General features: G+C 66.0%; 26 protein-coding genes. 14 read left to right on the top strand and 12 right to left on the bottom strand.

Annotation, left to right across the window (positions count from 1 at the left end):
• The first annotated feature begins 225 nt into the window (after positions 1–225).
• Together serA and HL671_RS03235 are read left to right on the top strand one after the other, a co-directional pair.
• Entirely contained in the window at positions 226–1,473 is a 1,248-nt protein-coding gene (gene serA, locus HL671_RS03240; RefSeq protein WP_172235571.1) for a phosphoglycerate dehydrogenase, read from the top strand.
• 21 nt (positions 1,474–1,494) lie between these two features.
• On the top strand, positions 1,495–1,974 hold the full coding sequence (locus HL671_RS03235) for a TOBE domain-containing protein (protein ID WP_172235570.1): 480 nt from the start codon (positions 1,495–1,497) through the stop codon (positions 1,972–1,974).
• On the opposite strand, the gene HL671_RS03230 is transcribed toward HL671_RS03235, so the two are convergent.
• The 8 genes from HL671_RS03230 to HL671_RS03195 all read right to left on the bottom strand — a co-directional run bounded on the left by HL671_RS03230 (position 1,883) and on the right by HL671_RS03195 (position 9,841).
• Positions 1,883–2,305, bottom strand: a complete 423-nt coding sequence (locus HL671_RS03230; RefSeq protein WP_172235569.1) for a winged helix-turn-helix domain-containing protein — start codon at positions 2,303–2,305, stop codon at positions 1,883–1,885. The genes HL671_RS03235 and HL671_RS03230 overlap by 92 nt on opposite strands.
• Positions 2,302–2,892 carry a DUF2478 domain-containing protein gene (locus HL671_RS03225; protein WP_172235568.1) on the bottom strand — a complete coding sequence of 197 codons (591 nt, stop codon included), beginning with the start codon at positions 2,890–2,892 and terminating at the stop codon, positions 2,302–2,304. Before HL671_RS03225 ends, HL671_RS03230 begins: the two co-directional genes overlap by 4 nt.
• 11 nt (positions 2,893–2,903) lie before the next feature.
• Complete coding sequence (locus HL671_RS03220; RefSeq protein WP_172235567.1) at positions 2,904–3,767, bottom strand: xanthine dehydrogenase; 864 nt, start codon at positions 3,765–3,767, stop codon at positions 2,904–2,906.
• A 203-nt stretch (positions 3,768–3,970) separates the two neighbouring features.
• Positions 3,971–5,068, bottom strand: a complete 1,098-nt coding sequence (gene modC, locus HL671_RS03215; protein WP_172235566.1) for a molybdenum ABC transporter ATP-binding protein — start codon at positions 5,066–5,068, stop codon at positions 3,971–3,973.
• The gene (gene modB / locus HL671_RS03210) at positions 5,065–5,754 is read right to left on the bottom strand and encodes a molybdate ABC transporter permease subunit (protein WP_172235565.1); all 690 of its coding nucleotides are present in this window, start codon (positions 5,752–5,754) and stop codon (positions 5,065–5,067) included. The genes modC and modB overlap by 4 nt, the downstream gene beginning before the upstream one ends.
• Positions 5,755–5,780: 26 nt before the next feature.
• Positions 5,781–6,548, bottom strand: coding sequence for a molybdate ABC transporter substrate-binding protein (gene modA / locus HL671_RS03205; protein ID WP_172235564.1), 768 nt, complete (start codon positions 6,546–6,548; stop codon positions 5,781–5,783).
• Between the two features lie 277 nt (positions 6,549–6,825).
• A complete protein-coding gene (locus HL671_RS03200; RefSeq protein WP_172235563.1) occupies positions 6,826–8,400 on the bottom strand; it encodes an amidase family protein in 1,575 nt (524 codons plus the stop codon).
• Between the two features lie 22 nt (positions 8,401–8,422).
• On the bottom strand, positions 8,423–9,841 hold the full coding sequence (locus tag HL671_RS03195; protein WP_012042299.1) for a M20 family metallopeptidase: 1,419 nt from the start codon (positions 9,839–9,841) through the stop codon (positions 8,423–8,425).
• 355 nt (positions 9,842–10,196) lie between these two features.
• Between HL671_RS03195 and HL671_RS03190 the strand changes: the two genes are divergently transcribed.
• Positions 10,197–10,325 carry a hypothetical protein gene (locus tag HL671_RS03190; protein ID WP_371260188.1) on the top strand — a complete coding sequence of 43 codons (129 nt, stop codon included), beginning with the start codon at positions 10,197–10,199 and terminating at the stop codon, positions 10,323–10,325.
• A gap of 6 nt (positions 10,326–10,331) precedes the next feature.
• Here the strand turns inward: HL671_RS03190 and HL671_RS03185 are convergent, their stop codons facing one another.
• A complete protein-coding gene (locus HL671_RS03185; RefSeq protein WP_012042301.1) occupies positions 10,332–10,520 on the bottom strand; it encodes a hypothetical protein in 189 nt (62 codons plus the stop codon).
• 51 nt (positions 10,521–10,571) lie between these two features.
• Positions 10,572–10,727, bottom strand: a complete 156-nt coding sequence (locus HL671_RS03180; protein WP_012042302.1) for a hypothetical protein — start codon at positions 10,725–10,727, stop codon at positions 10,572–10,574.
• Positions 10,728–10,845: 118 nt separating this feature from the next.
• On the opposite strand from HL671_RS03180, the gene HL671_RS03175 reads away from it, so the two are divergent.
• The 6 genes from HL671_RS03175 (at position 10,846) to HL671_RS03150 (ending at position 16,420) form a co-directional block, all read left to right on the top strand.
• Positions 10,846–11,424, top strand: coding sequence for a cytochrome c oxidase subunit 3 family protein (locus tag HL671_RS03175; RefSeq protein ID WP_172235562.1), 579 nt, complete (start codon positions 10,846–10,848; stop codon positions 11,422–11,424).
• Between the two features lie 3 nt (positions 11,425–11,427).
• Entirely contained in the window at positions 11,428–11,691 is a 264-nt protein-coding gene (locus HL671_RS03170) for a cytochrome C oxidase subunit IV family protein (protein ID WP_172235561.1), read from the top strand.
• Positions 11,692–11,793: 102 nt separating this feature from the next.
• Positions 11,794–12,246 carry a c-type cytochrome gene (locus tag HL671_RS03165; protein WP_172235560.1) on the top strand — a complete coding sequence of 151 codons (453 nt, stop codon included), beginning with the start codon at positions 11,794–11,796 and terminating at the stop codon, positions 12,244–12,246.
• A gap of 37 nt (positions 12,247–12,283) precedes the next feature.
• Positions 12,284–13,630, top strand: coding sequence for a cbb3-type cytochrome c oxidase subunit I (locus tag HL671_RS03160; protein ID WP_012042306.1), 1,347 nt, complete (start codon positions 12,284–12,286; stop codon positions 13,628–13,630).
• 63 nt (positions 13,631–13,693) lie between these two features.
• The gene (locus HL671_RS03155) at positions 13,694–14,503 is read left to right on the top strand and encodes a CbbQ/NirQ/NorQ/GpvN family protein (protein WP_172235559.1); all 810 of its coding nucleotides are present in this window, start codon (positions 13,694–13,696) and stop codon (positions 14,501–14,503) included.
• Between the two features lie 3 nt (positions 14,504–14,506).
• Positions 14,507–16,420 carry a nitric oxide reductase activation protein NorD gene (locus tag HL671_RS03150; RefSeq protein ID WP_172235558.1) on the top strand — a complete coding sequence of 638 codons (1,914 nt, stop codon included), beginning with the start codon at positions 14,507–14,509 and terminating at the stop codon, positions 16,418–16,420.
• Positions 16,421–16,540: 120 nt separating this feature from the next.
• Here HL671_RS03150 and HL671_RS03145 read toward each other — a convergent pair whose 3' ends face one another.
• The gene (locus tag HL671_RS03145) at positions 16,541–16,975 is read right to left on the bottom strand and encodes a DUF2267 domain-containing protein (protein WP_172235557.1); all 435 of its coding nucleotides are present in this window, start codon (positions 16,973–16,975) and stop codon (positions 16,541–16,543) included.
• Between the two features lie 515 nt (positions 16,976–17,490).
• Between HL671_RS03145 and HL671_RS03140 the strand changes: the two genes are divergently transcribed.
• Entirely contained in the window at positions 17,491–17,733 is a 243-nt protein-coding gene (locus HL671_RS03140; RefSeq protein WP_012042310.1) for a hypothetical protein, read from the top strand.
• 221 nt (positions 17,734–17,954) lie between these two features.
• Here the strand turns inward: HL671_RS03140 and HL671_RS03135 are convergent, their stop codons facing one another.
• Positions 17,955–18,944, bottom strand: coding sequence for a LysR family transcriptional regulator (locus tag HL671_RS03135; protein WP_012042311.1), 990 nt, complete (start codon positions 18,942–18,944; stop codon positions 17,955–17,957).
• A 171-nt stretch (positions 18,945–19,115) separates the two neighbouring features.
• Here HL671_RS03135 and HL671_RS03130 point away from each other — a divergent pair, with 171 nt between their 5' ends.
• The 4 genes from HL671_RS03130 to HL671_RS03115 are packed head-to-tail and all read left to right on the top strand — an operon-like array spanning position 19,116 to position 22,536.
• The gene (locus tag HL671_RS03130) at positions 19,116–20,069 is read left to right on the top strand and encodes an N-carbamoyl-D-amino-acid hydrolase (protein WP_172235556.1); all 954 of its coding nucleotides are present in this window, start codon (positions 19,116–19,118) and stop codon (positions 20,067–20,069) included.
• Positions 20,070–20,096: 27 nt separating this feature from the next.
• Positions 20,097–20,918, top strand: a complete 822-nt coding sequence (locus HL671_RS03125) for an ABC transporter substrate-binding protein (protein WP_172235555.1) — start codon at positions 20,097–20,099, stop codon at positions 20,916–20,918.
• The gene (locus tag HL671_RS03120; RefSeq protein WP_172235554.1) at positions 20,915–21,772 is read left to right on the top strand and encodes an amino acid ABC transporter permease; all 858 of its coding nucleotides are present in this window, start codon (positions 20,915–20,917) and stop codon (positions 21,770–21,772) included. The genes HL671_RS03125 and HL671_RS03120 overlap by 4 nt, the downstream gene beginning before the upstream one ends.
• On the top strand, positions 21,769–22,536 hold the full coding sequence (locus tag HL671_RS03115) for an amino acid ABC transporter ATP-binding protein (protein WP_085972594.1): 768 nt from the start codon (positions 21,769–21,771) through the stop codon (positions 22,534–22,536). Before HL671_RS03120 ends, HL671_RS03115 begins: the two co-directional genes overlap by 4 nt.
• Positions 22,537–22,549: the final 13 nt, after the last annotated feature.

Genomic DNA, 22,549 nt, shown 5'->3' with positions numbered 1-22,549 from the left:
AGCCAAAACAACGATCTGCGGTTGCTGCAGTGCGGGCGTTGCCGGGCGTTCCACCGGTCAGGCGCTGATTTTGCATTGCCTGTCAAAAAACGCCAATGGAGTGGACAAGGCCCTGAGAAAGCGACAGAAAGCGACGCTGCCGCGCTGCATTCACCAAGTTTCAACGCATCGCGACTGTAACAAGCGCTACACTACGCCACACCCACGATTGATCAGGCCAGGCCCATGCCGCTATCGCTGCCCAAGCAAAAGATCCGCGTTCTGCTCCTGGAGGGCGTGAACGACTCGGCCGTCCGCATGTTCGAGGCCAACGGCTACACCGAGATCGAACGGCTGCCCAAGGCGCTCGGCTCGGCTGAACTGAAGCGCATGCTGTCCGGCGTGCATATGCTCGGCATTCGCTCGCGCACGCATCTGACCGAGGACGTCCTGCAGGCCGCAGACCGGCTGATGGTGGTCGGCTGCTTCTCGGTCGGCACCAACCAGGTCGATCTCGACGCCGCCAAGCGGCTCGGCATTCCCGTGTTCAACGCGCCGTACTCGAACACGCGCAGTGTCGCCGAATTGACCATTGCCGAAGTCGTGATGCTGAAGCGGCGCATCTTCCCGCGCTCGGTGGCGGCGCATGCCGGTGGCTGGGACAAGTCCGCCAATGGCAGCCGCGAGGTGCGCGGCAAGACGCTCGGCATCATCGGCTACGGCAATATCGGCTCGCAGCTGTCGAACCTGGCCGAAGCCATGGGCATGCGTGTGATCTTCTTCGATCTCACCGACAAGCTGCGCCATGGCAACACCGAGCCGGTCGAGAGCCTCGATGAGCTGCTGGCGATGAGCGACGTCGTCTCGCTGCATGTGCCGGAGACGCCGGCAACCGCCAACATGATCGGCGAGCGCCAGATCCGGCACATGAAGGACGGCGCCTATCTGATCAACAATTCGCGCGGCACGGTCGTCGATATCGAGGCGCTGGCCAGCGCGCTACGCGACGGCAAGCTCGCTGGCGCGGCGGTCGACGTCTTCCCCGTCGAGCCGGCCTCGAACGCCGATCCCTTTGTGTCTCCGCTGCAGGGCCTGCCGAACGTGATCCTGACCCCGCATGTCGGCGGCTCCACGGAGGAGGCGCAGGACCGGATCGGTGGCGAGGTCGCGCGCAAGCTGATCGACTATTCCGACGTCGGCTCGACCTTCGGCGCGGTCAACTTTCCGCAGGTGCAGTTGCCGGCGCGTCCGACCGGCACACGCTTCATCCACGTCCACCGCAACGTCCCAGGCGTGCTGCGCCAGGTCAACGAGGCGGTCTCGCGGCACAACATCAACATCCTCGCGCAATATCTGCAGACCGATCCCGAGGTCGGCTATGTCGTGCTGGAAACCGACGTGGTCGGCGGCGAGGGCGAGGAGCTGCTGTCGGAGCTGCGCGCCGTGGAGGGCACGATCCGCGTCCGCGTGCTGTACGATCACGATCGGCCGTGACGTGATGGAGGCGCTTGCGCGATGACTGCCGAGGCTCCCTCGTCTCCAGCCTCCGCCGTGGTGCTCAGCACCACGGTGCCTGCGCGGGTGCTGCGGCACGATCCGAAATATGGCATGTCGACGCTGTTTTTCGCCGATGGCGAGCTGCGGGTGCCGATGGTCGATGCCGCGATCGATGCCGGCGTCTCCGTGATCATCGAGGCGCGTGACGTGTCGATCGCATTGTCGCGGCCGATGGACGTGTCGATCACCAATCGGCTGCCGGGCCGCATCGAGGCGATCCTGCCGCTGGATCCGCCCTATGTGCGCGTCACATTCGATCTCGGCGCGACGAAGCTGCACGCCTTGGTGACGCTCGAATCGGTCGAGCGGCTGGCGCTGGAGCCGGATCTGTCGGCCTGGGCGATGATCAAGAGCGTCGCGATCGGACCCGGCGCGGTTCGGCCTTCGGAGCTGCCTCGGCCGCGCCGCTGGCCCGCTTCTGATAATGAGGGTCCGTAGCCTTCTGTAGCTCGCCCAGCGCCGCGGCCGTGGCCGTGCGCGTGCGCCGCTCCATCGAGCGATACAGCGCGATCAGACGCTCGCCGAACAGTGTGATCTCGGCGCCGCCGCCGCGGCGGCCGGGATGGGTCTCGAAAACCGGCGTCTCGAAGGTGCGGTTGAGCGCATCGACCATCAGCCAGCACTTGCGATAGGAGATGCCGCTGGCCCGCGCCGCACCGAGAATCGAGCGCTCCTTGCGGATGAATTCGATCAGCTGCAGATCCTCGGGGGCGAGGCTGCCGCCATTGCCGAAGGTGATGGTCAATGCGATCTGAGCTTCGCGCTTCATCCCAATCCGATCCGCTCGCGTGGTGAGCCGATCATGTCACGCGCGCTCCGCGCTGTCACCATGCGGCCGGACCACGCCTCGATCCATCCTGGCCCGCGCGCGATCTCGGCCGGAACGCATGCGGCGAAGGGGCCGGCGAAATTGCTCCATGCCACCATCATCGCCGGCGACACCGCGGTGATGATCGGAAGCCCGGCGGCGATGGCCGAGCCGAAGGCGTCGGCGAGGCCGCCGCCGGCGGCTTCCTGCTTGCCGAACTTGCTGAGGATCACGACATCGGTGCCCCGCGCGATCGACTGCTGCACGGCGGCGCAGGCGAGCACCAATCCTTCGGGATCGAGATTGCAGGCCTGCGACCCCGGACCGAGATCCTGCGAGATCGAGAACAGGCGTTCGTCATCGAGATTGCGCAGCACCATGGCCTTGCAGGGCTTGGCCTTGTCCGCACTGCTCTCGATCACGCCGGAGACGCGCAAACCCGAGTCCGCAAGGCGCAACGCGAACTCACCCAGCAGATCCTGGATCACGGCGGATGCGGCGCCCTGCAATGCCACGATCTGACACGTCCCGGCTTCTGCGACATCCATGGCAGTCCTCCTCACACGATGGCGGAGACGCGGCCCGCCTTCCGACCGGTTTGCATGATCTGGTGAACGGCCGACACGACGCTCGCGGCGATCGCCTGGCCGCGCTCGTCCATGCCGGTCCAGGCGGCGTGACGGCCGCGCGGATCGATCTCCAGCAGCTTGACGTTGGCCGGCACACGCACGCCGTCACGCGCGATGCCGCGCAGCGCGCCGTCGAGCGGCGCGAGCACCGGCGCGCCGCCGAGCGAGCCGAGCTGCAGCCCCTTGTAGACGCGGGTGCCAATGTCGAGCGGCGTGTGCCAGACCGCCTCCTGGTCCGAATAGACGAAGCGCTCGCTCCCGGCGCCGCCGAGATCGCGCGCCTTGCCGTCGGCGTTGCGTGTGGTGCCCTGCGCGACGATCGCCCCGGTCTCGCACGGATGCGTCTCGATCGCGACGTCGCAATTGTGCCCGACAGCAAAGCGCGGGCCGATGCCGACGGCGATGCCGGCGACGCCGCGCAGATCCGGCGTGACCAGATGCTTCTGCATGCGCGCGTCGACGATGACGGCTGGATAGCGGAAGGCGATGATGTCGGTGAGATGCATCGCGGTCACGGCGACCTGGCTGGGCGCGCGGTGAATCCGCACGACGTCTGCGATGCTTTCGGCGCGGCAACCGATCACGCCGCCGAGGTCGCGCGCTTCGCCGAACAGCACGTCGTGGAAGGCCATGCCGCGTCGGATCACCGGCGGAAACGCGTCGTGGCAGAGCACGACCGCAAAGCGGGCGTGGTTCAGCCTTGCCGCGACGGCGGAGGCGATCTCGTTGGTGCCCAGCAGCAGCGCGAGCGGCTCGGGCGCGTTCGGATGCCAGGTGACGGCGGCGGCTTTCATGCTGATGACCTCATGTTGCAAGGCCGAACTAGCAAGCCCCGGGCCATTCGGCCGATCGTCGGTCAACTCCCTGATGACGTTGATGAAACGTAAGATGTTCGGCGTTGGTGTGATCCGAAGCTATATTGTCAATGATATAACATCGGATGCTATATTGTCACTTATACAACATTGCAGGCGATGGATCGTGACGGACGGCTGGCTCAGGCGGCCGGGTCTTCGCGGCGAACCAGGGCGACGCCCTTGACCTGGGCGTAGACGGCAAGCCCCGTTTGCAGGCCGAGCTCGTTCCACGAACGCTGGGTGACGCGCGAGAGCAGCCGCGCCCCCTCGCCATCGTCGCCGAGCCCAAGCAGCGCGGTGACGCGATGATCCGCCTGCCTGCGGATCTCCAGAATCCTCGCCCGAAGTACATTGACGATGGTGCTGCGGCTCGGGGCTTCCAGCGCCAGGCTGACGTCGTCGGCCAGCACGCGCAGCCGGCGGCGCGTGCCCGGCGGCAGTGGCTCGGCCGGCAACAGGAATTGGCCGCCGGGCACGACGAGGGTCGCCATTCCGTCGGCGGCGTCCTGGCCCACGACCTCTGCATCGAAACTCACGGCCGCATCGCGCGATAGCGCGAGCGGCAGCGACAGATCGGCCTGGAGCTTGGACAGCGGCCCGGAGGCGAGGACAGTGCCGCTCCGCATCAGCACCAGCTGATCGGCGAGCCGCTCGACCTCGGCGATGTCGTGGCTGATATAGAGGATCGGCAGGTCGAGCGCGGCATGCAGCCGCTCCAGATAAGGCAGGATCTCGTCCTTGGTCATCTGGTCGAGCGCCGACAGCGGCTCGTCCATCAGCAACAGCTTGGGTTGGCTGAGCAACGCGCGGCCGATCGCGACGCGCTGGCGCTCGCCGCCGGACAGATGCCTCGGCGAGCGCTCCAGCAGCTTGGCGATGCCGAGCAGCGATACGACCTCGTCGAAGCCGATCGCAGCGGCGCCAGTCGTGGCGGGATGGCCGTACATCAGGTTGCGGCGGACCGAGAGATGCGGGAACAGATTGGCTTCCTGGAACACATAGCCGATCGGGCGCTGGTGCACGGGACGGAACGTCTTCTCGTCCTGCCAGACGTCGCCGGCCACCGAGCAGAGTCCGTCAGCGAGCCGGTTGAGCCCGGCAATGCAGCGCATCACCGCGGTCTTGCCGCAGCCGGAGGGACCGAAGATCGCGGTCACGCCGCGGGCCGGCACCTCGAACCGCGCGTTCAGCTCGAAGCGCCCGAGCGTGCCGCGGAAATCGACCTTGACCGTGCTCATGACGCGCTTTTCGTCATCTTCTTCTCGATCAGCATCATCGTCAGGATGACGCAGAACGAGAACACGACCATGCCCAGCGCGAGAACCGAGGCTTCGGCCCATTGCGACGTCTCGACATAGTCGTAGATCGCGACCGACAGCACCTTGGTCTTGCCGGGGATATTGCCGCCGATCATCAGCACGACGCCGAACTCGCCGACCGTGTGCGCAAAACCGAGGATCGCGCCGGTGAGGAAACCGGGGCTCGCCAGCGGCACGGCGATGGTCCAGAACGCCCGCCAAGGCGAGGCGCGCAATGTCGCCGCAGCCTCCATCGGCCTGTCACCCATCGCCTCAAACGCGTTGCGGATCGGCTGCACCACAAAGGGCATCGAGAACAACACCGAGCCGATGACGAGGCCCGGAAAGGTGAAGGCCAGGGTGCGTGCGCCCCACAACGAGGCCAGCGCGCCGCCCGGACCACTCGGCCCCAGCGCCACCAGCAGGTAGAAGCCGAGAACGGTGGGAGGAAGCACCAGCGGAATGGCCACAAGCGCCGCGACAGCCTCCTTCCACCACGCCCGCGACCGTGCCAGCCACCACGCGATCGGCGTCCCCACGACCATCAGGATGACGGTCGTGAGGGCGGCGAGCTCGAGAGTCAGCCGGATCGGTTGCCAGATGTCGGCCGAAACGTGGAGGTTCATCCTTCAAGCATCATCGATGCGCGGGTTCAGGTGCCAGACTTCGGATCCAGAGCATAGCCGAACTTCTCGATGACAGCACGGGCTTCCGGAGTCTTGAGGAATGCCAGGAAGGCTGTCGCCGCCTCATTGCCGGCGGAGGCCTTGAGGAGCACGGCGTCCTGGCGGATCTCGGTGTAGAGGTTCTGCGGCACCAGCCAGCGCGACCCGCCGGCATTCGGCATCAATTGCGAGAGCGCCACGAAACCGAGTTCGGCATTGCCGGTATCGACGAACTGGAACGCCTGCGAGATCGTGTTGCCCTGCACGATCTTCGGTTGGATCGTGTCATAGAGGTTGAGCGCCTTCAATGTCTCGACGGCTGCGGCCCCGTAGGGCGCGGCCGTCGGATTGGCGATCGACAGCTTGTTGAACGCGTTCGCCTTCAGGGTCTCCTCGCCCTTCACCGTGGCCGGGTCCCTGCTCCACAGCACGAGCTTGCCGATGGCATAGGTAAAGCGGCTTTCGGCGACGCCGAGGCCCTCGGACACCAGCTTCTTCGGTCGCTCGTCGTCGGCGGAGAGCAGGATCGCGAACGGCGCGTTCTCCTTGATCTGGGTGTAGAACTGCCCGGACGCCCCGAAGCTCAGCACGATGTCATGTCCCGTCTTGGCCTTGAACAGGCCTGCGATCTCCTTGGCCGGCTCGGTGAAGTTGGCGGCGACCGCGACATTGGCGCTGCCCGCGAAGGCGTTGGCGCCCGTCAGCAGAGCAATGGCCGCGCCGAGGGCGGCGGTGGCGAAACGCATCGATCTCATCAACATTGTCCTTGTTTTATCCACCAACACGGGCTCGTTGCGGTGAACTGCAAGTCCCATTCCGTCACATCGGCCGGAACCGATGCCGTGCTATATTCATTCGTATATATCAGAATAGACAGCTCGGCCGGTTCCCGTCAACACGAGGGCTGCGTCGGCCAACGCGATGGTTGTTAGTGTTCGACTTTCGACAATCGATGCGGCGCCGTGTCGCAAACACGACGGCCCGAGGATCGCGATCCCCGGGCCGTTGCAGGATCTTCGGGCCGTTGCAGGATCAGGACATCCGGTCCCAGAGCTGCCGCACCAGCATGCCCGCGCGCTTCTCGATCGCGGCTGCGGCATCGAGCGCGAGATCCTCGCGATAGCGGCCTGCGATCAGCTGGACGCCGATCGGCTGGTTATGATGAACCGTGACCGGCACCACCGCACCGGGCAGGCCGAGCACGTTGATGGCCGAGATGAAGCGGATCTCGTTGAAGAAGATCTCGCGAACGCGCTCCGCACTCACGGTGTCGTCGCGCGGACCCGGCGTCGGCTTGACCGTCGTTGGCGCCAGCACGACGGGGTAGTCCTCGAAGAACAGCTGCCAGGCGCGAATATGCGTCGAGCGCTGCGCCGTCGCATTCATCCACCCGGCGAGATCGAGCATCTCGGCCTTGGCGCGCATGCCGCCCCAAGCCTTGTGGAAGTCCTCGGAGGTGACGGCCAGCATCTTGGCCTCCTGCATCACCACCACCTCGTTGGTGATGATGTCGCACCAAGTCTGCCAGACGCCGGAGATGTCGGGAACCTCGACCTCGCTGACCCGGTAGCCCGAGCGCTCCAGATGATCCGCGGCCTGCCGAAGCGCGGCCTCAACCGCGGGATCGACCTCCATGTCATCAGGGATCTTGGCGAGCGCGACCTTGATCGGACGCCTCGGCTTGTCGCCCTCGAGCGGCGCCGGCACCCACCAGGGGTCGCGCGGATCTCGCCGGCTCATGACCTCGAGGGCCAGCCTCACGTCGGCGACGCTGCGCGCCAGCGGGCCCTGCGATGACATCAGATGCGCCAGCAGCGGCCGCTCGGCCGCGGCGCTTTCATTGTAGGCGGGGATGCGGCCCTGCGTCGGCTTGATCGTCACGACGCCGTTGCAATGCGCCGGCCAGCGCAACGAGCCGCCGATGTCGTTGCCATGGGCAATGGTGCCGATGCCGGCCGCGACCGCTGCGCCGGCGCCGCCGGACGACCCGCCGCAGGTGATCTCCGCATCCCACGGGTTCAAGGTCAGTCCATGCAGCGGGTTGTCGGTGAAGCCGCGGAACGAGAATTCCGGCGTGTTGGTCAGGCCGAGCACGATCGCGCCGGCATTCTTGAGGTTGCGCACCACGGGCGCGTCGGAGGGCGCAATGATGCCCATCTGGGCCGGAACACCGTTGGGATTCGGCCGTCCCTGATAGTCGACGTTCTCCTTGATGGTGACGGGCACGCCATGCAGAAGGCCGGTCTTGTTGCGTGACTTGTCGGCCGCACGCGCGGCCTTCAGGGCGTCCTCGGAGAGATCGACGACGACGGCATTGAGCTTCGGATTGACCTCCGCCATGCGCGCGATATGCGCCTCGGTCACCTCGACGGAAGAGACCGCGCCGGAGCGGATCGCAGCCGCGGTGTCGACCGCCGACCATTGCCAGACCGGTCCCTTCGGCAGGCGCGGCTTTGCCGCAGCCGCCTTCGCCGACAATGTGGGGTGCGGCTTGGCCTTGGGCGCCGGCTTCTTCACCGCGGCGCTCGCGGCCGCGCGCTTCGGCGCCGGCTTCGCCGTCTTTGCCGCTTTCTTCACTTTTGCCGGCTTCTTCGCTGTCTTCGCCATTGTCGTCCCCCCAGTGATTGTCTCAGGCCACCGACATTGTCAGCGGCGGTTCCACGTCGGCGGGCAGCGGGCTGACATAGGGCGTGCGCAAGGTCCGTTTGTTCAGGTCGGCCTTGGCAGCCGCGATCAAAGCCGGCTCGTTGAGCGCCTTGATGCCGAGGCCCGCCATCGCCTTGGCGGCCTGCACCATCGCCTTGTGGGCGGCCGGTGATTTGCCTTGGGCGACGACCTGCCAGGTGTGGAACGGCGTGCCGATGGCCACCGTCGGGGCGTGAACCTGGACCGTGGGCACGACCCAGCTGACGTCGCCGACATCGGTCGAGCCGATCTGCGGATTGCGCTTGGTGTTCAACGGCACCAGGAAATCGGCGAGCGGCTTGTCGGTCGGCTCCATGCCGATGCTGTAGTAGACGGACTCGATATCCTTCTCGGTCAGCGTCGCCTGGATCTGACCGGCGAAGTCCCGGTCGTTCTCGTCGAAATGCGGTGGCCCGAGCTCCTCCATGATCCCGTACAGCGCTTCCTCGAGCGGCGTGTTGGGCAGGATGTTCGACACCGCCGAGATGATCTTCATCTCGACCTTGGTCTCGGTCATCATCGCCGCGCCTTGTGCGATCTTGCGCACGCGCTCGACCAGCTCGTTCATGCCGGGCAGGTCGCGGGCGCGGATCGAGTAGCGGACGCGCGCATGGGCCTGGACGACGTTCGGCGCGATGCCGCCAGTGTCGAGCAGCGCGTAGTGCACGCGGGCGTCGCTCGGCATATGCTCGCGCATGTAGTTGACGCCGACATTCATCAGCTCGACGGCATCGAGCGCGCTGCGGCCGAGATGCGGCGACGCTGCGGCATGTGAGGTGCGGCCGGTGAAGATGAAATCGGCGCGGGTGTTGGCCAGCGACGGCGTCATCACCACTTCCCAGAAGCTCGACGGGTGCCAGGTGATGGCGATGTCGGCGTCCTCGAACGCCCCCGAGCGCACCATGAAGGCTTTCGCGGCACCGCCTTCTTCCGCGGGGCAGCCGTAATAGCGCACCCGGCCCGGCACCTTGTTGGCCGCGAGCCAGTCCTTGACCGCGGTGGCCGCGAGCAGGGCCGCCGAGCCCAGCAGATTGTGGCCGCAGCCGTGGCCATGACCGCCGGTTTCGACCGGCCGATGCTCGGCGACGCCGGCTTCCTGGCTGAGACCGGGCAGGGCATCATATTCGCCCATGAAGGCGATGACCGGGCCGCCTTCGCCCCATTCGCCCATCAGCGCCGTCGGGATGCCTCCGACCTTCTCGGTGATGCGAAAACCCTGATGCTTCAGCTCGGCGAGATGTTCGGCGCAGGAGCGGGCTTCAGTGTAGCAGACTTCGGGCATGCCCCACACCCGGTCGCTGAGTTCGATGAAACGGGTCTTGATTGCGTCGACGCCGCGCCAGATCTCGCTGCGGTTGTCCATCTCGGGTCTTCGTCCTCTGCTGCCATCGGAAGCGCTATCGATATCAGCTAAGTTCCCCGACGCCTAGCGACCCCCGGCGGGAGCAGCCATGCGGCGCGCTCGACGCTGTGTGCGAGCGCGCCGTCCTTGAGCAGATGTTGCTGCGGTCGGTGGCAATGCGGCGCTTTCCCGAGCGCCAGCTGAGAGGTGATGTTCTCGCATTTCGGAACTGGCCTGTGCGCCGTTACCGCGACGTCCAGGAGCGATCGCCGGCAAGTTCGGTTTTCCGTGCCAGGAGCGCCATCGTCATGCTTGCCGGACCGATCACGATCATCGTTGCGTTGCGTCCGGCGATCCCATGCCCACGGAAGGCTGGATGGCGCTGGTCCTCGGGGTGGTCTTCTCGCTGATCGTCGGCGTCGGTCTGATGGCGTTGCTGTTCTACAGCAGCCGCAAGGGCTACGATGATCCGTCGCAATTTCGCGCTGACGATCGTCCCGAATGAGCGTGCTCAGACCGGCCGCGGCGGATGCTGGGTTCGCGGATGACGGTCGTGCAGAAGCTTCGCGAGCTGGTGCCGCAGGTCGTCGCGACCGCGCATCGCGGTCTCGAACAAGGCCTCCTGGATGTCACGCGGCATGTCTCCCCATACGCTGATGGCGGCGTTGCCGAGCAGCTCTGCGAACCGGTTGTCGTCCATGAGGCACCTCCGGACGATCTGACGTCCGAGAGCGACAAAGGTTCCAGCCGGCTATTGCGTGGTGAACAGCACCACCGCAATCGCGACCGAGGCGGCGACGGCGAAAGCCGCCGCTGTGGTTGACAGCACGCCGATGCGTCGCAGCGCCACGGCAAACACGATGATGATCGGCGTGGCCGTGACCAGGCCGAGCTGTGCTTCGGTCATGAATCTGCTCCTGACGGTGCTGATCCCTAACCCAAACCGCCGGCGCAGTGTTTGTGCGGCGACAAAGAGCGGTCCTGCTGTCGCGACTAGCTTTCCGCTATCCCAGGCGGAGATGGCGATGTCGGCGGTCACATGCGAACCGGAAGACGAGGAACGTGGGGACGTGTTCGACGGCCTGCCCGGCGATCCCATGATGTGGGTTCTGATCCTCAGCGAACTCGTTGCCTTCGGCCTGCTGCTTGGCGGCTTTGTCGTGGCGCGGGCGATCAATCCGGCCGTGTTCTCGGCCGGGCAGTCGATGCTCGACGGACATCTCGCTGCATTGAACACGATCGTGCTGATCACCAGCGGCTGGGCGGCGGCTCGCGCTGCTGCCGCGGCGCACGGCGCATCCTCGGCAGCCGCGCGGCGCTGGATCGCGCTGGCCATGCTGCTCGGCGCCGCGTTCATCGCCGTCAAGCTGACTGAATATGGCGGCGAGATCGCTGCCGGCGCCGGCTTTGAGACCTCGCCTTTCTTCACGCTCTACTTCTTGCTCACCGGGTTTCATCTGCTGCACGTGGCGCTCGGCATCGTCATCCTCGCGATCGTCGGCCGCCATGCCACCGCGAGCGGCGTCGAGACCGGGACGACGTTCTGGCACATGGTCGATCTCGTCTGGATCGTGATGTTCCCGATCGTCTATCTGGTGCGCTGAGCCATGGTTCGTGATCGGCTCAATGTCGCCTGGCTCCAGCTGCTGGCCCTCGCCATCGCCACGCTCGCAGCCGCCTCGCTGCTGCCGAGCCGGTGGCTGATCGATGCGGTCGTCCTCTCGCTCGCGATGGCCAAGGGAAGGGTGATCGTCCTCGAATTTCTCGGCCTCCGTCACGCGCCTGCGCTGTGGCGCGGCCTGCTCACGACATGGCTCGCGGGCCTCACCATGCTCGCCGGGCTTGCGGTCGCGCTCCGCGCCATGGTCTGAGCGGCCATCGCCGCGTTCGTTGCGCCCCGACAAAGAGCCACCGGGCGCAATCGATAGACTGATCTCACATCATCAACCTTCACCACACGGAAAGGACGTGTCATGGCGGAACGCCTGACCAAGTCGGCCGCGCGGAACGTCTTCTATGGCGGTTCGGCATTCTTCTTTGCGATCTTCCTCGGGCTGACCGCGCACAGCCACTACTACATGGTCACGACCTCGACCAATGCCGCGACGCTGTCGGACTCGGTGGCGCGCGGCAAGCATGTCTGGGAGAGGAACTCCTGCATCAACTGCCACACCCTGCTCGGCGAGGGCGCCTATTTCGCGCCGGAGGTCGGCAATGTCTGGGACCGTTGGGGCGGCAGAGAGGACCCCGCCGCGGCCCGCGAGATGCTGAAATCCTGGATGCAGTCGCAGCCCTCCGGCGCACCGGGCCGGCGGCAGATGCCGCAGTTCAACCTGACCGACCAGGAGCTCAACGACCTCGCCGACTTCCTGCAATGGGCCGACGCGATCAAGCGTCAGGACTGGCCGCCGAACAAGGCAGGCTGAGCCCGCTTCCCGCCCTCCATCATGAGAGAGATCCTCGATGAGATATGAGACCCAGAAGGTCGCGATGCTGTATTTCTACGGCGCGCTGACGCTCTTCCTCGCCCAGGTGCTGTTCGGCCTGCTCGCCGGCACCATCTACGTGCTGCCGAACACGCTGTCGGTTCTGCTGCCCTTCAACATCGTGCGCATGATCCACACCAACGCGCTGATCGTATGGTCGCTGATCGGCTTCATGGGCGCGACCTATTTCCTGCTGCCCGAGGAGACCGAGACCGAGCTCTACAGTCCGCTGCTCGCCAAGATCCAGTTCTGGATGTTCTTCGGCGCGGCGGGGGCCGCCGTGGTTGGCTATCTCTTCCACTATCACGAAGGGCGCGAGTTCCTCGAGCAGCCCTTCATCATCAAGGTCGGCATCGTCGTGGTCTGCCTGATGTTCCTGTTCAACGTCACCATGACGGCCCTGAAGGGCCGCAAGACCACGGTGACCAACATCCTGCTGTTCGGCCTGTGGGGCGTGGCGATCTTCTTCCTGTTCGCCTTCTATAACCCGGCTAATCTCGCCGTCGACAAGATGTACTGGTGGTACATCGTCCACCTCTGGGTCGAAGGCGTCTGGGAGCTGATCATGGCCTCGATCCTGGCTTTCCTGATGATCAAGCTCAACGGCATCGACCGCGAGGTGGTCGAGAAGTGGCTGTACGTCATCATTGGCCTCGCGCTGTTCTCCGGCATCCTCGGCACCGGTCATCATTTCTACTGGATCGGCGCCCCCGGCTACTGGCAGTGGATCGGCTCGCTGTTCTCCACCCTCGAGGTCGCGCCGTTCTTCACCATGGTGATCTTCACGGTGCAGATGACCTTGAAGGCCGGCCGTAGTCACCCGAATCGTGCGGCCTTGTTGTGGTCCGTCGGCTGCTCGGTCATGGCGTTCCTCGGCGCCGGCGTGTGGGGCTTCCTGCACACGCTGTCCTCGGTCAACTACTACACCCACGGCACCCAGGTCACCGCGGCGCACGGCCATCTCGCCTTCTTCGGCGCCTATGTGATGCTCAACCTCGCGGTGATGGCCTATGCCGTGCCGCAGCTGCGCCAGCGTGCGCCGTACAACCAGTGGCTATCGATCGCGAGCTTCTGGATCATGTGCACGGCCATGCTGGTCATGACTTTCGCGCTGACCTTCGCCGGCATCCTCCAGGTGCATCTGCAGCGCGTGCTCGGCCAGAGCTACATGGACGTGCAGGACCAGCTCGCGATGTTCTACTGGGTCCGCCTCGGCTCCGGCGTGTTCGTTGCGATCTCGGCGCTGATGTTCGTCTGGGCCGTGCTGGTGCCCGGGCGCGCCAAGCCGGCCGTCATCCCCGGCGCGCTGCAGCCCGCGGAGTGAATGCCGGCGGGCGGCGGCCTCGGTGCCGCCGCCTGCCTCCCCCCGGATCTTCGGAGAGTCATCATGAAACCTGCGCTGCACGCGATCGACACCGTTCCCTCGTTTCCCTTGTACACGCCGACCGGCAATGAATGCGCGCTGTTCGAACATGCGTTCCGGCACCGCCTGCCGGTGCTGCTGAAGGGGCCGACGGGCTGCGGCAAGACCCGCTTCGTCGCCCACATGGCGGCGCGGCTCGGCCTGCCGCTGCACACGGTGGCCTGTCACGACGATCTCACCGCCGCCGATCTCACCGGGCGCTATCTGCTGCAGGGCGGCGACACGGTGTGGACCGATGGGCCGCTGACCCGCGCGGTGCGCGAAGGCGGCATCTGCTATCTCGACGAGGTGGTCGAGGCGCGCAAGGACGTCACCGTCGTGCTGCATCCTTTGACCGACGACCGCCGCATTCTCCCCTTGGAGCGCACCGGCGAGGAGCTGGCTGCGCCTGACGGTTTCATGCTCGTGGTGTCCTACAATCCCGGCTACCAGTCGCTGCACAAGGCGCTGAAGCCGTCGACCCGGCAGCGCTTCATCGCCATCGAGTTCGGCTTTCTGGCTGCCGAGCAGGAGACCGCGGTGGTCGCCGCCGAAAGCGGCCTGTCGGCGGAGCGCGTGCGGCCGCTGGTCGCGCTGGCGCATCGGCTGCGGGCGCTGCAGGGCCATGATCTGGAGGAGGGCGTCTCGACGCGGCTGCTCGTCTATTGCGCGACGCTGGTCGCGGCCGGCACGCCAATCGTGGACGCCGTCCTCGCCGCGATGATCGAGCCGCTCACCGACGATGCCGACGTCAAAGCGGGCCTGCGCGAGGTCGCGCACGCCGTGATCGGGTGAGCCATGCTCGATGTTCTCGAACTGGAGGAGACCGTCGGCCGCGCCTGGCATCGCCTCGTCGGCACGACGTCGAGCTATCCGGTCCATCCGGATCATGCCGTGGCCCTGACCGAGGTCAGCGGCCGCATCGCGGTGATGTTCCGTGCGCTGGGCGGCGAGAGCGGTGTGCAGATCGCGGGCGCCAAGGCGCGCAAATCACGCCACCGTCTCGGCTGGCGTCAGCGCATCGGGCTCGGCGACGAGTGCCTTGACCAGGCGGGGCGCGATGGCGCCACGATCTTCCTGCCCGAGAGCATCGCGCTGCTGCCGGATCGCGCCCTCAATGCGCAGCTCTATCACTGGCTCGCGGCGTGGTTTGCGACCATGCCGGCCGCCCCGATCGCGGAGACTGATCCGCTGCGGCGCGATCTGCTGGTGCTGCGCCGTGCCCGCGAGACGACCGCCCTGGTGCTGGCGTGCTTCCCGGGGCTCGCGCGCTCCCATGCGGCGCTTGCCGCGGCGCTGGCTGCCGCCCGGCCGCGGCGGCCATTGCCGCGGCTCGAGCGGCAGGTCGAACACGTGGCCATGGCGCTGCTCGGCGGCAGCGGGCCGCTTCAGGGCGCGCTGTGGAACGCCGTGATCGCCGATGGCGAACTGCCGGACACCGCGCCGCCCGGCTATCGGCCGCTGCTGCCATGCCCGTTGTGGGGCGATTGCTGGAGCCGCGCGGCGGTCGCCGCTGGGCGCGATGACGAGGAGACGCAAGCGCCGGGAGAGCAGGCCAGCGCGCCCGATACCCGCAAGCGCTTCGCACGGCGTGAGCGCGAGGAGGCGCCACGCCGTGATCCGTTCATCCTCAACCGCTTCGAGAAGATCCTTGCGATGGCGGAGATGGTCAACGTCGATCGTCCCTCGGACGACACCGACGATGACGATGCGCGCAAGGCGGCTGACGATCTCGACGAACTCGCGATCTCCAGGCGCAAGGGGCGGCCGGCGAGCAAGCTGAAATTCGATCTCGATCTGCCCCCCGAGGCGATCGACGCGGCGCGGCTAAGCAGTGGCCGGCTCTATCCGGAATGGAACTATCGCAGCGGTGCCTATCTGCCCGATCATTGTCGGGTCGTCACCGGCGATGCTGCCGAGACCGGCGACACCTGGACGCCGGATGCGGCGATGCGCCGGCGGATCCGCAGCGTACGCCGCAGATTCGAGACGCTGCGGCCGCGCCACGAGGTGATGCGCGCGCAGACCGACGGCCACGATCTCGACATCGACGCGCTGGTGCGTGTGCGCAGCGACCTCAATGCCGGGCATGGTGCGCTCGATCGCGTCCATCTCGCGATGCGGCCGCTCGCGCATGATCTCGCGGTGACCTTGCTGGTCGACGTCTCCCTATCGACTGACGCGTGGGTTGACGGCGTGCGCGTGCTCGATGTCGAGAAGGAGGCGCTGTTGGTGCTCGCGCATGGGCTGTCGGCCTGTGGCGACAGTCATAGCATTCTCACCTTCACGTCACGGCGCAATTCCTGGGTCCGCCTCGAGACAGTGAAGGCGTTCGGCGAGCCGATGAGCGGGCAGGTCGAGCGGCGCATCGGCGCGCTCCGGCCAGGCTATTATACGCGAATCGGCACCGCCGTGCGTCACGCTGCGCACGAACTGGCGGATCGTCCGGAGCGCAAGCGCCTGCTGCTGGTGCTGACCGATGGCAAGCCGAACGATGTCGATCATTATGAGGGACGGTTCGCGATCGAGGATACGCGCAAGGCGGTGCAGGAGGCGCGGCGCGCCGGCGTCGCCGTGTTCGGCGTAACCATCGATGCGGCGGCGCAATCCTACTTTCCGACGCTGTTCGGCCGCGGTGGCTATGCCATCGTCGGCAACATCCGCCGGCTGCCCGCCGCGCTGCCGGCGCTGTATCGGCAGCTGGCGCATTGAGGGCAAGCGGGCCCCGGCCTATGCAAGCCGATGCAAGCAGCCCGGGCCTCATGGGTCGAGGCGCGCCGAACAACGGCGCTCCTCAGCATGGGGGTGGAGATTGTGGCCGCAGGCCAGTGCTCACGTTGCAGGTTCGCGCAGGTTCCGCAGCGGCACGGGCAGATGGCCCATCAGCTTGTCGAACTCGCCGGGGTCGAGCTTCTCCCAGAGGATCTCGAAGATGCCGCGCGCGGCCGTGAGCGGATCGACCGGGAATTGCGGCGGCAGCTGTTGAAAGATGCCGTCGACAAACTCCTCGAGGTGGCGGTCTTTGGTCGGCGTGGCCGCGTGGTGCCAGCCCTCGTAATAGATGCCGCGGATGAGCAGCGGCAGCTGGGCACCCAGGTTCACCGCGGTCGCCAACGGCACGCGGTCGCGCAGCACATGCAGCACCGCGCGCAACGCGTTGTAGGCGTGCTGCCGGCTCGCAATCCCGAGCCTTTGCTCGATGGCCTTGAGCCAGATATTGGTTTCCTGGACGGTATGGTCCAGCGCTTTGACGCCGATCTCACTCATCTCAGTCTCCGTGACAGCTGTCTCCGATCGTCCGCAAGGCAACGAACGAGGCCGTAGCAATGCTTGAGTCGATTGGACACGCGTCGAGTAGGCGCGTCTCCTGTCGCGGAATATTGATCTGCATCAACGCCAGTGTGGAATGCGCGATCGCGGGGTAAACGGACAGTCAATGACCAAGCCGTGCGTTGACGCTGGCGAAGCCGCCGTCGTCATCCCGCTGCAGGGGATACCGGCGGCAGCGGAGGTCGCGGGTTGTCACAGGCATCGTGCCAGGATTCGCTCGCGATCGGCAATGGGGTGGCGGGCCACGCTGATTCGAATGGCGATTGGAAGCGACATCCTCAAGTAATCGTTGGGTATCAATACGCTGTCAGGTTGAACCGTAATCGTCCTGCTTGTGCAGAACGCGTCTTCGCTTGCCCGTCGCGACAGACTCACCTTACATCGGAGTCGCACGAGGCGGAGAGATCGCGCACTCGGCACTCCCTCAACTCACCAATTGACGTCGGCTCGCAATGCTCAAGTCTGCCCAAGAGAAGTCTGTTCACAACAAGCCTGCTCAAGACAAGTCCGGCAAAGACCTGCCGCTGACCGGCTATGCCGTCGTGGTCGATGGTCAGATCAAGACCGAGTTCAAGACCAAAGAGGGGGCCCATAACGGGGCGCATGATCTCAAGCGTCGGTTCCCGATGTTGCAGATCAAGGTGTACGACGCCGAGACCAGGCAGACGCACGATATCGAGCTGGCGCGGGCGTGAGATTCGCGGGCCGTGGCACTGCGAGGGCGCAATGCTCCAGCATGTGATTGACATCGTTGCTGACGTGTAGTGGGCGCAAAAGCACGCGTCTCGTCCTTTGTAGCTGTGCAGACGGTGACCGTTGATGCGCCCTCTCCCCCTTGCGGGAGATGGCTTGCATCAACAAACTCACTCGGGTGCGGGGGATGCATCTACGAGTGTTGCGTGCCGAGGGATGCCCCTCACCCGACCGAGCGCGTGGATGGGACAGCGATGCCCTTTCCCGCAAGGGGAGAGGGCGCTGTCTCGCGCAGCCTTGCTGCGGGGCCGATTGCGTCAACCTGTCCAGTCAGAGTCCGGCTTGCAGCATTCCGCACTTCATTGCGAAACGTCTTCGCCAGGTTTGACAGCGGCCTTGCCTCCGACCACAGCACATAGGCCGAGACTTTCGTGCTGGGCGTGAACGGCCGCACCACGAGATCGTGGCCGCCCTGGCGCGGCGAGAACGGATCGACCACGGCGACGCCGACACCGGTCGCGGCCAGCACGCAGGCCGTGTTGCAATAGCGGACCTCGACGGTCGGCTGGAACTCCGCGTCGGCCTCGCGAAAGCTGTCGCGCACGGCTTCGCCGAGCCGGGTCCCACGCTCAAGGCCAATCAGTGGCAGGCCGGCGAGATCCCGCGCGGAGATCACGTCGCGCTCGGCGAGAGAATGTTGCGGCGGCATCACGCAGACCATCTCGCCGGTGTGCACCACCTCATGGGCAATGCCGGGATGATCGGACAGGCCGAGCGCGAAGCCCAGCTCGGCGACGCTGCCGAGCACGCCTTCGACAACGCCTTCATAACGCCTGACGTCGAAAAACATCCGCGTCTGCGGCCTGCGCCGCAGGAACCCCGACAAGGTCGGCGGGATGATGCTGTAGGCGAGCGGCGGCGTGGCGACGATCGACAAATGGCCGGTCTTCTGTTCGCGCAGATCGCGCACGCGGTTCTCCAGCCGCGCATGCAAGGCGAAGATCGCCTCGCTTTCCTCGTACAGCGTCATCGCCTCCGGCGTCGGAAACAGCCGGTTGTTGACGCGCTCGAACAGTGTGAAGCCGGCCTGTGCCTCCATCGCCTTCAGCGCGTTGCTGATCGCGGGCTGCGACAGCGCCAGCTCCTCGGCGGCGGCGACGGTGGTGTGATGGCGGATGACGGCCCGCAGGATCTCCAGCTGGCGCAGGTTCATGTGAACGCCCTATAAGCCCGGGTTATGGTCTCGGCCAAAATATCATAGCGCAGGCCGTGCGGTGTCGATTGCAAATCCCGCGCCGCTTTCGCCAAATGAACCTCTCTTCAGCGCGCTGCAACAGGTGGCCCTGTCGCCTGATAGGCAGGCAATGCGCCCAGTACGGAGGCAATGTTGAGCCGTCTATTTCGCGCCGCCGCTGCCCAGATGGGGCCGACCCAGCGGGCCGACAGCCGGGCCCACACCCTTGCGCGCCTGATCGGGCTGCTGGACAAGGCCGCGGCCGAGGGCGCCAAGCTGGTCGTGTTTCCCGAGCTCGCTTTCACCACCTTCTTTCCGCGCTGGATCCTGGAGGGCGATGCGCTCGACAGCTATTTCGAGCGCAGCATGCCCAACCCGTCCGTCGCAGCGCTGTTCGATCGCGCGCGCACCCTCGGGGTCGGCTTCTATGTCGGCTATGCCGAACTCACGCCCGACGGCCGCCGCTTCAACAGCGCCATCCTGGTCGATCCCGACGGCGAGATCATCAGCAAATATCGCAAGGTGCATCTGCCGGGCTCGGTCGAGCCGCGTCCGGGCGCCAAGTATCAGCAGCTCGAGAAGCGCTATTTCGGCTATGGCGATCTCGGCTTCCCGGCGGTGCGCGCCGGCAGCGACTGGGGCGGCGCCATCATGGGCATGATGATCTGCAACGACCGGCGCTGGCCGGAATCCTGGCGCGTGCTCGGGCTGCAGGGCGTCGAGCTCGTCTGCGTCGGCTACAATTCGGCGGCCTATGATCCCAATGGCGGCAATACCGAGGATGCGTCGCTGCGCACCTTCCACTCGACGCTGGTGGCGCAAGCCAATGCCTATATGAACGCCACCTGGGCGATCGCCGTGGCCAAGGCCGGTGACGAGGACGGCAGCGGCCTGATCGGCGGCTCCTGCATCGTCGACCCCAATGGCTGCATCGTGGCGCAGGCCAAGACGCTCGGCGACGAGGTCATCGTCGCTGACATCGATCTCGATCTGTGCCGGCAGGGCAAGGACAAGATGTTCAATTTCGCCGCGCACCGCCGGCCGGATCAATACAAGGTCATCACCGAGCGCGCGGGCGTGGTCGAGCCGGTCGCGGTCGGTTAGTTGGTTCGTTCGAGGGAGTTCTGCAGGATGCGACGTTCGTTGTTCATCAGTTTCGCCGCCCTCGCGTCGCTCGCCTCCGCCGGCGCCGCCGAGCTGCCCGCCGAGATCAAGCAGTCGGGCACGCTCAAGCTCACGGTCAACTCGACCTACGCGCCGATGGAATATCACGACCCCGCCACCAACGAGCTCAAGGGGCTGGACATTGATCTCGCCAACGAGCTGGCGAAGCGCCTTGGCGTGAAGATCGCGTGGAGCGAGACGCCGTTCGCCGAGCTCATCCCCTCGCTGCAGACGAAGCGCGCCGACTTCATCATTTCCGGAATTTCAGACCGCGCCTCGCGGCGCGAGACCGCCGATTTCGTCGACTATCTCGTCACCGGTCCGCAATTGTTCGTGCTGGCCGAAAGCGATGCCAAGGTCGTCATCGACCTCTGCGGCCGCAAGATCGGCACTACGCGCTCGACCAGCTTCCCCGCCGAGATCGAGAAGTGGAGCAAGGCGACTTGCGAGGCCTCCGGCAAACCGGCTGCGCAATACGTTCCCGGTGAGAACTCGATCGACGTGCGCAACCAGCTCAAGCAGGGTCGCATCGACGCGGCCGTGCAGGGCAGCGAGACCTTGCCCTATGCGCAGTCGCAGGAGGCCGGCAAGTACCGCATCGTCGGCGAGCCCATCGCCTTCGGCTATCAGGGCATCATGTTTCGCAAGGATAATGCCGGCTTTCGCGACCTGATCACCGACCAGCTCAAGGCGATGATCGCCGACGGCAGCTACAAGGCCATTCTCGAAAAATGGGGCCTCGGCGCCAATGCGGTGCGCGAGCCCATGCTCAACGCGGCGCCGCAATGAGCCACGGCGACGCGCTGGCGGACGGCTTTCCGGACCTGTCCGGGCACACGATCGCGCGGCATGCGCATTGGGGCCGCTGGCTCGCCGCTGCCATCATCATCGTCATGCTCGGCGCGATCGGCCGCGCCTTTGCCAACGGCCAGATCGAATGGTCCTATGTCGAGCGCTTCCTCACGGCGCCAGTGATCCTGCGCGGCATCGTCAACACCATGATCATGGCGGTGGCGGCAATGGCGCTCGGCATTGCGCTCGGCGTGGTCGTCGCGATCATGCGGCTGTCGCCCAATCCGGTGCTGCGCTCGGTCGCCGCGGGATACACTTGGCTGTTCCGCGGCACGCCGCTGATTCTGCAATTGCTGCTGTGGTTCAACCTGGCGCTGGTGTTTCCGACCATCGGGATTCCTGGCCTGTGGAGCGCGCGCGCGGTCGATGTGATGACGCCGTTCCTGGCCGCGCTGCTCGGGCTCGGCATCAACCAGGGCGCCTATACCTCGGAGGTGATGCGGGCCGGGCTGCTGTCGGTCGACATCGGCCAGTATGAGGCGGCGCAGGCGATCGGCATGGGCCGGCTGCAGGCGCTGCGCCGGATCATCCTGCCGCAGGCGATGCGGGTGGTGACCCCGCCGCTCGGCAACGAGTTCATCGGCCTGGTCAAGGCGACCTCGCTCGCCAGCGTGATCCAGTATCCGGAAGTGCTGCATTCGGCCGAGAACATCTACTACGCCAATTCACGCGTCATCGAGCTCTTGATCGTTGCCGGCCTCTGGTATCTGCTCGTGGTGTCGATCCTGACGCCGCTGCAGATGCTGCTGGAGCGCCGCTTTGCGCGCGGCCTTGCGCGAGGTGGCCGCTGATGAGGCCGCTGGTCGCCATTCGCCAGGTCAGCAAGCGTTTCGGCGAGTTCCAGGCGCTGAAGCAGGTCTCGCTCGATGTCTTCGAAGGCGAGGTGGTCTGCCTCATCGGGCAGTCCGGCTCCGGCAAGACCACCTTGCTCCGCTGCGTCAACCAGCTCGCCACGGCCGACAGCGGCGGCATCTGGCTCGACGGCGAGCTGCTCGGCTTTCGCGAGATCGACGGCCGGCTGCACCGGCTGTCCGAGCGCGACATTGCGCGGCAGCGGCTCGCCTGCGGCATGGTGTTCCAACGCTTCAACCTGTTTCCGCACATGACGGCGCTGGAGAACCTCATCGAGGGGCCAGTCCAGGTGCAGAGACGGGCCGTGGCCGAGGCGAAGGACGAGGCGATGGCGCTGTTGCGCCGGGTCGGCCTTGCCGACAAGGCCGGCTCCTATCCGTCACAATTGTCCGGCGGACAACAGCAGCGCGTCGCGATCGCACGCGCGCTGGCGATGAAGCCGAGGCTCGTGCTGTTCGACGAGCCGACCTCGGCGCTCGATCCGGAACTGGTCGGCGAGGTGCTGAGCGTCATGAAGGAACTCGCGAGATCTGGCATGACCATGCTGGTGGTGACGCATGAGCTCGGCTTTGCGCGCGAGGTCGCCGACCGTGTCGTTTATATGGACCAGGGCGTGATCGTGGAGAGTGGTCCGGCCGCCGAGGTGCTGCGGGCGCCGCGCGAGGCCAGGACGAAGGCATTTCTGGCAGCGGAGGTTGGGTGAGGTGAGGGAATTC

The sequence above is a fragment of the Bradyrhizobium denitrificans genome, assembly GCF_013179005.1.
Lineage (GTDB): Bacteria > Pseudomonadota > Alphaproteobacteria > Rhizobiales > Xanthobacteraceae > Bradyrhizobium > Bradyrhizobium denitrificans.
Note: the sequence above shows the minus strand (reverse complement) of the source record. Positions and strands in the feature narration are given on the sequence as shown.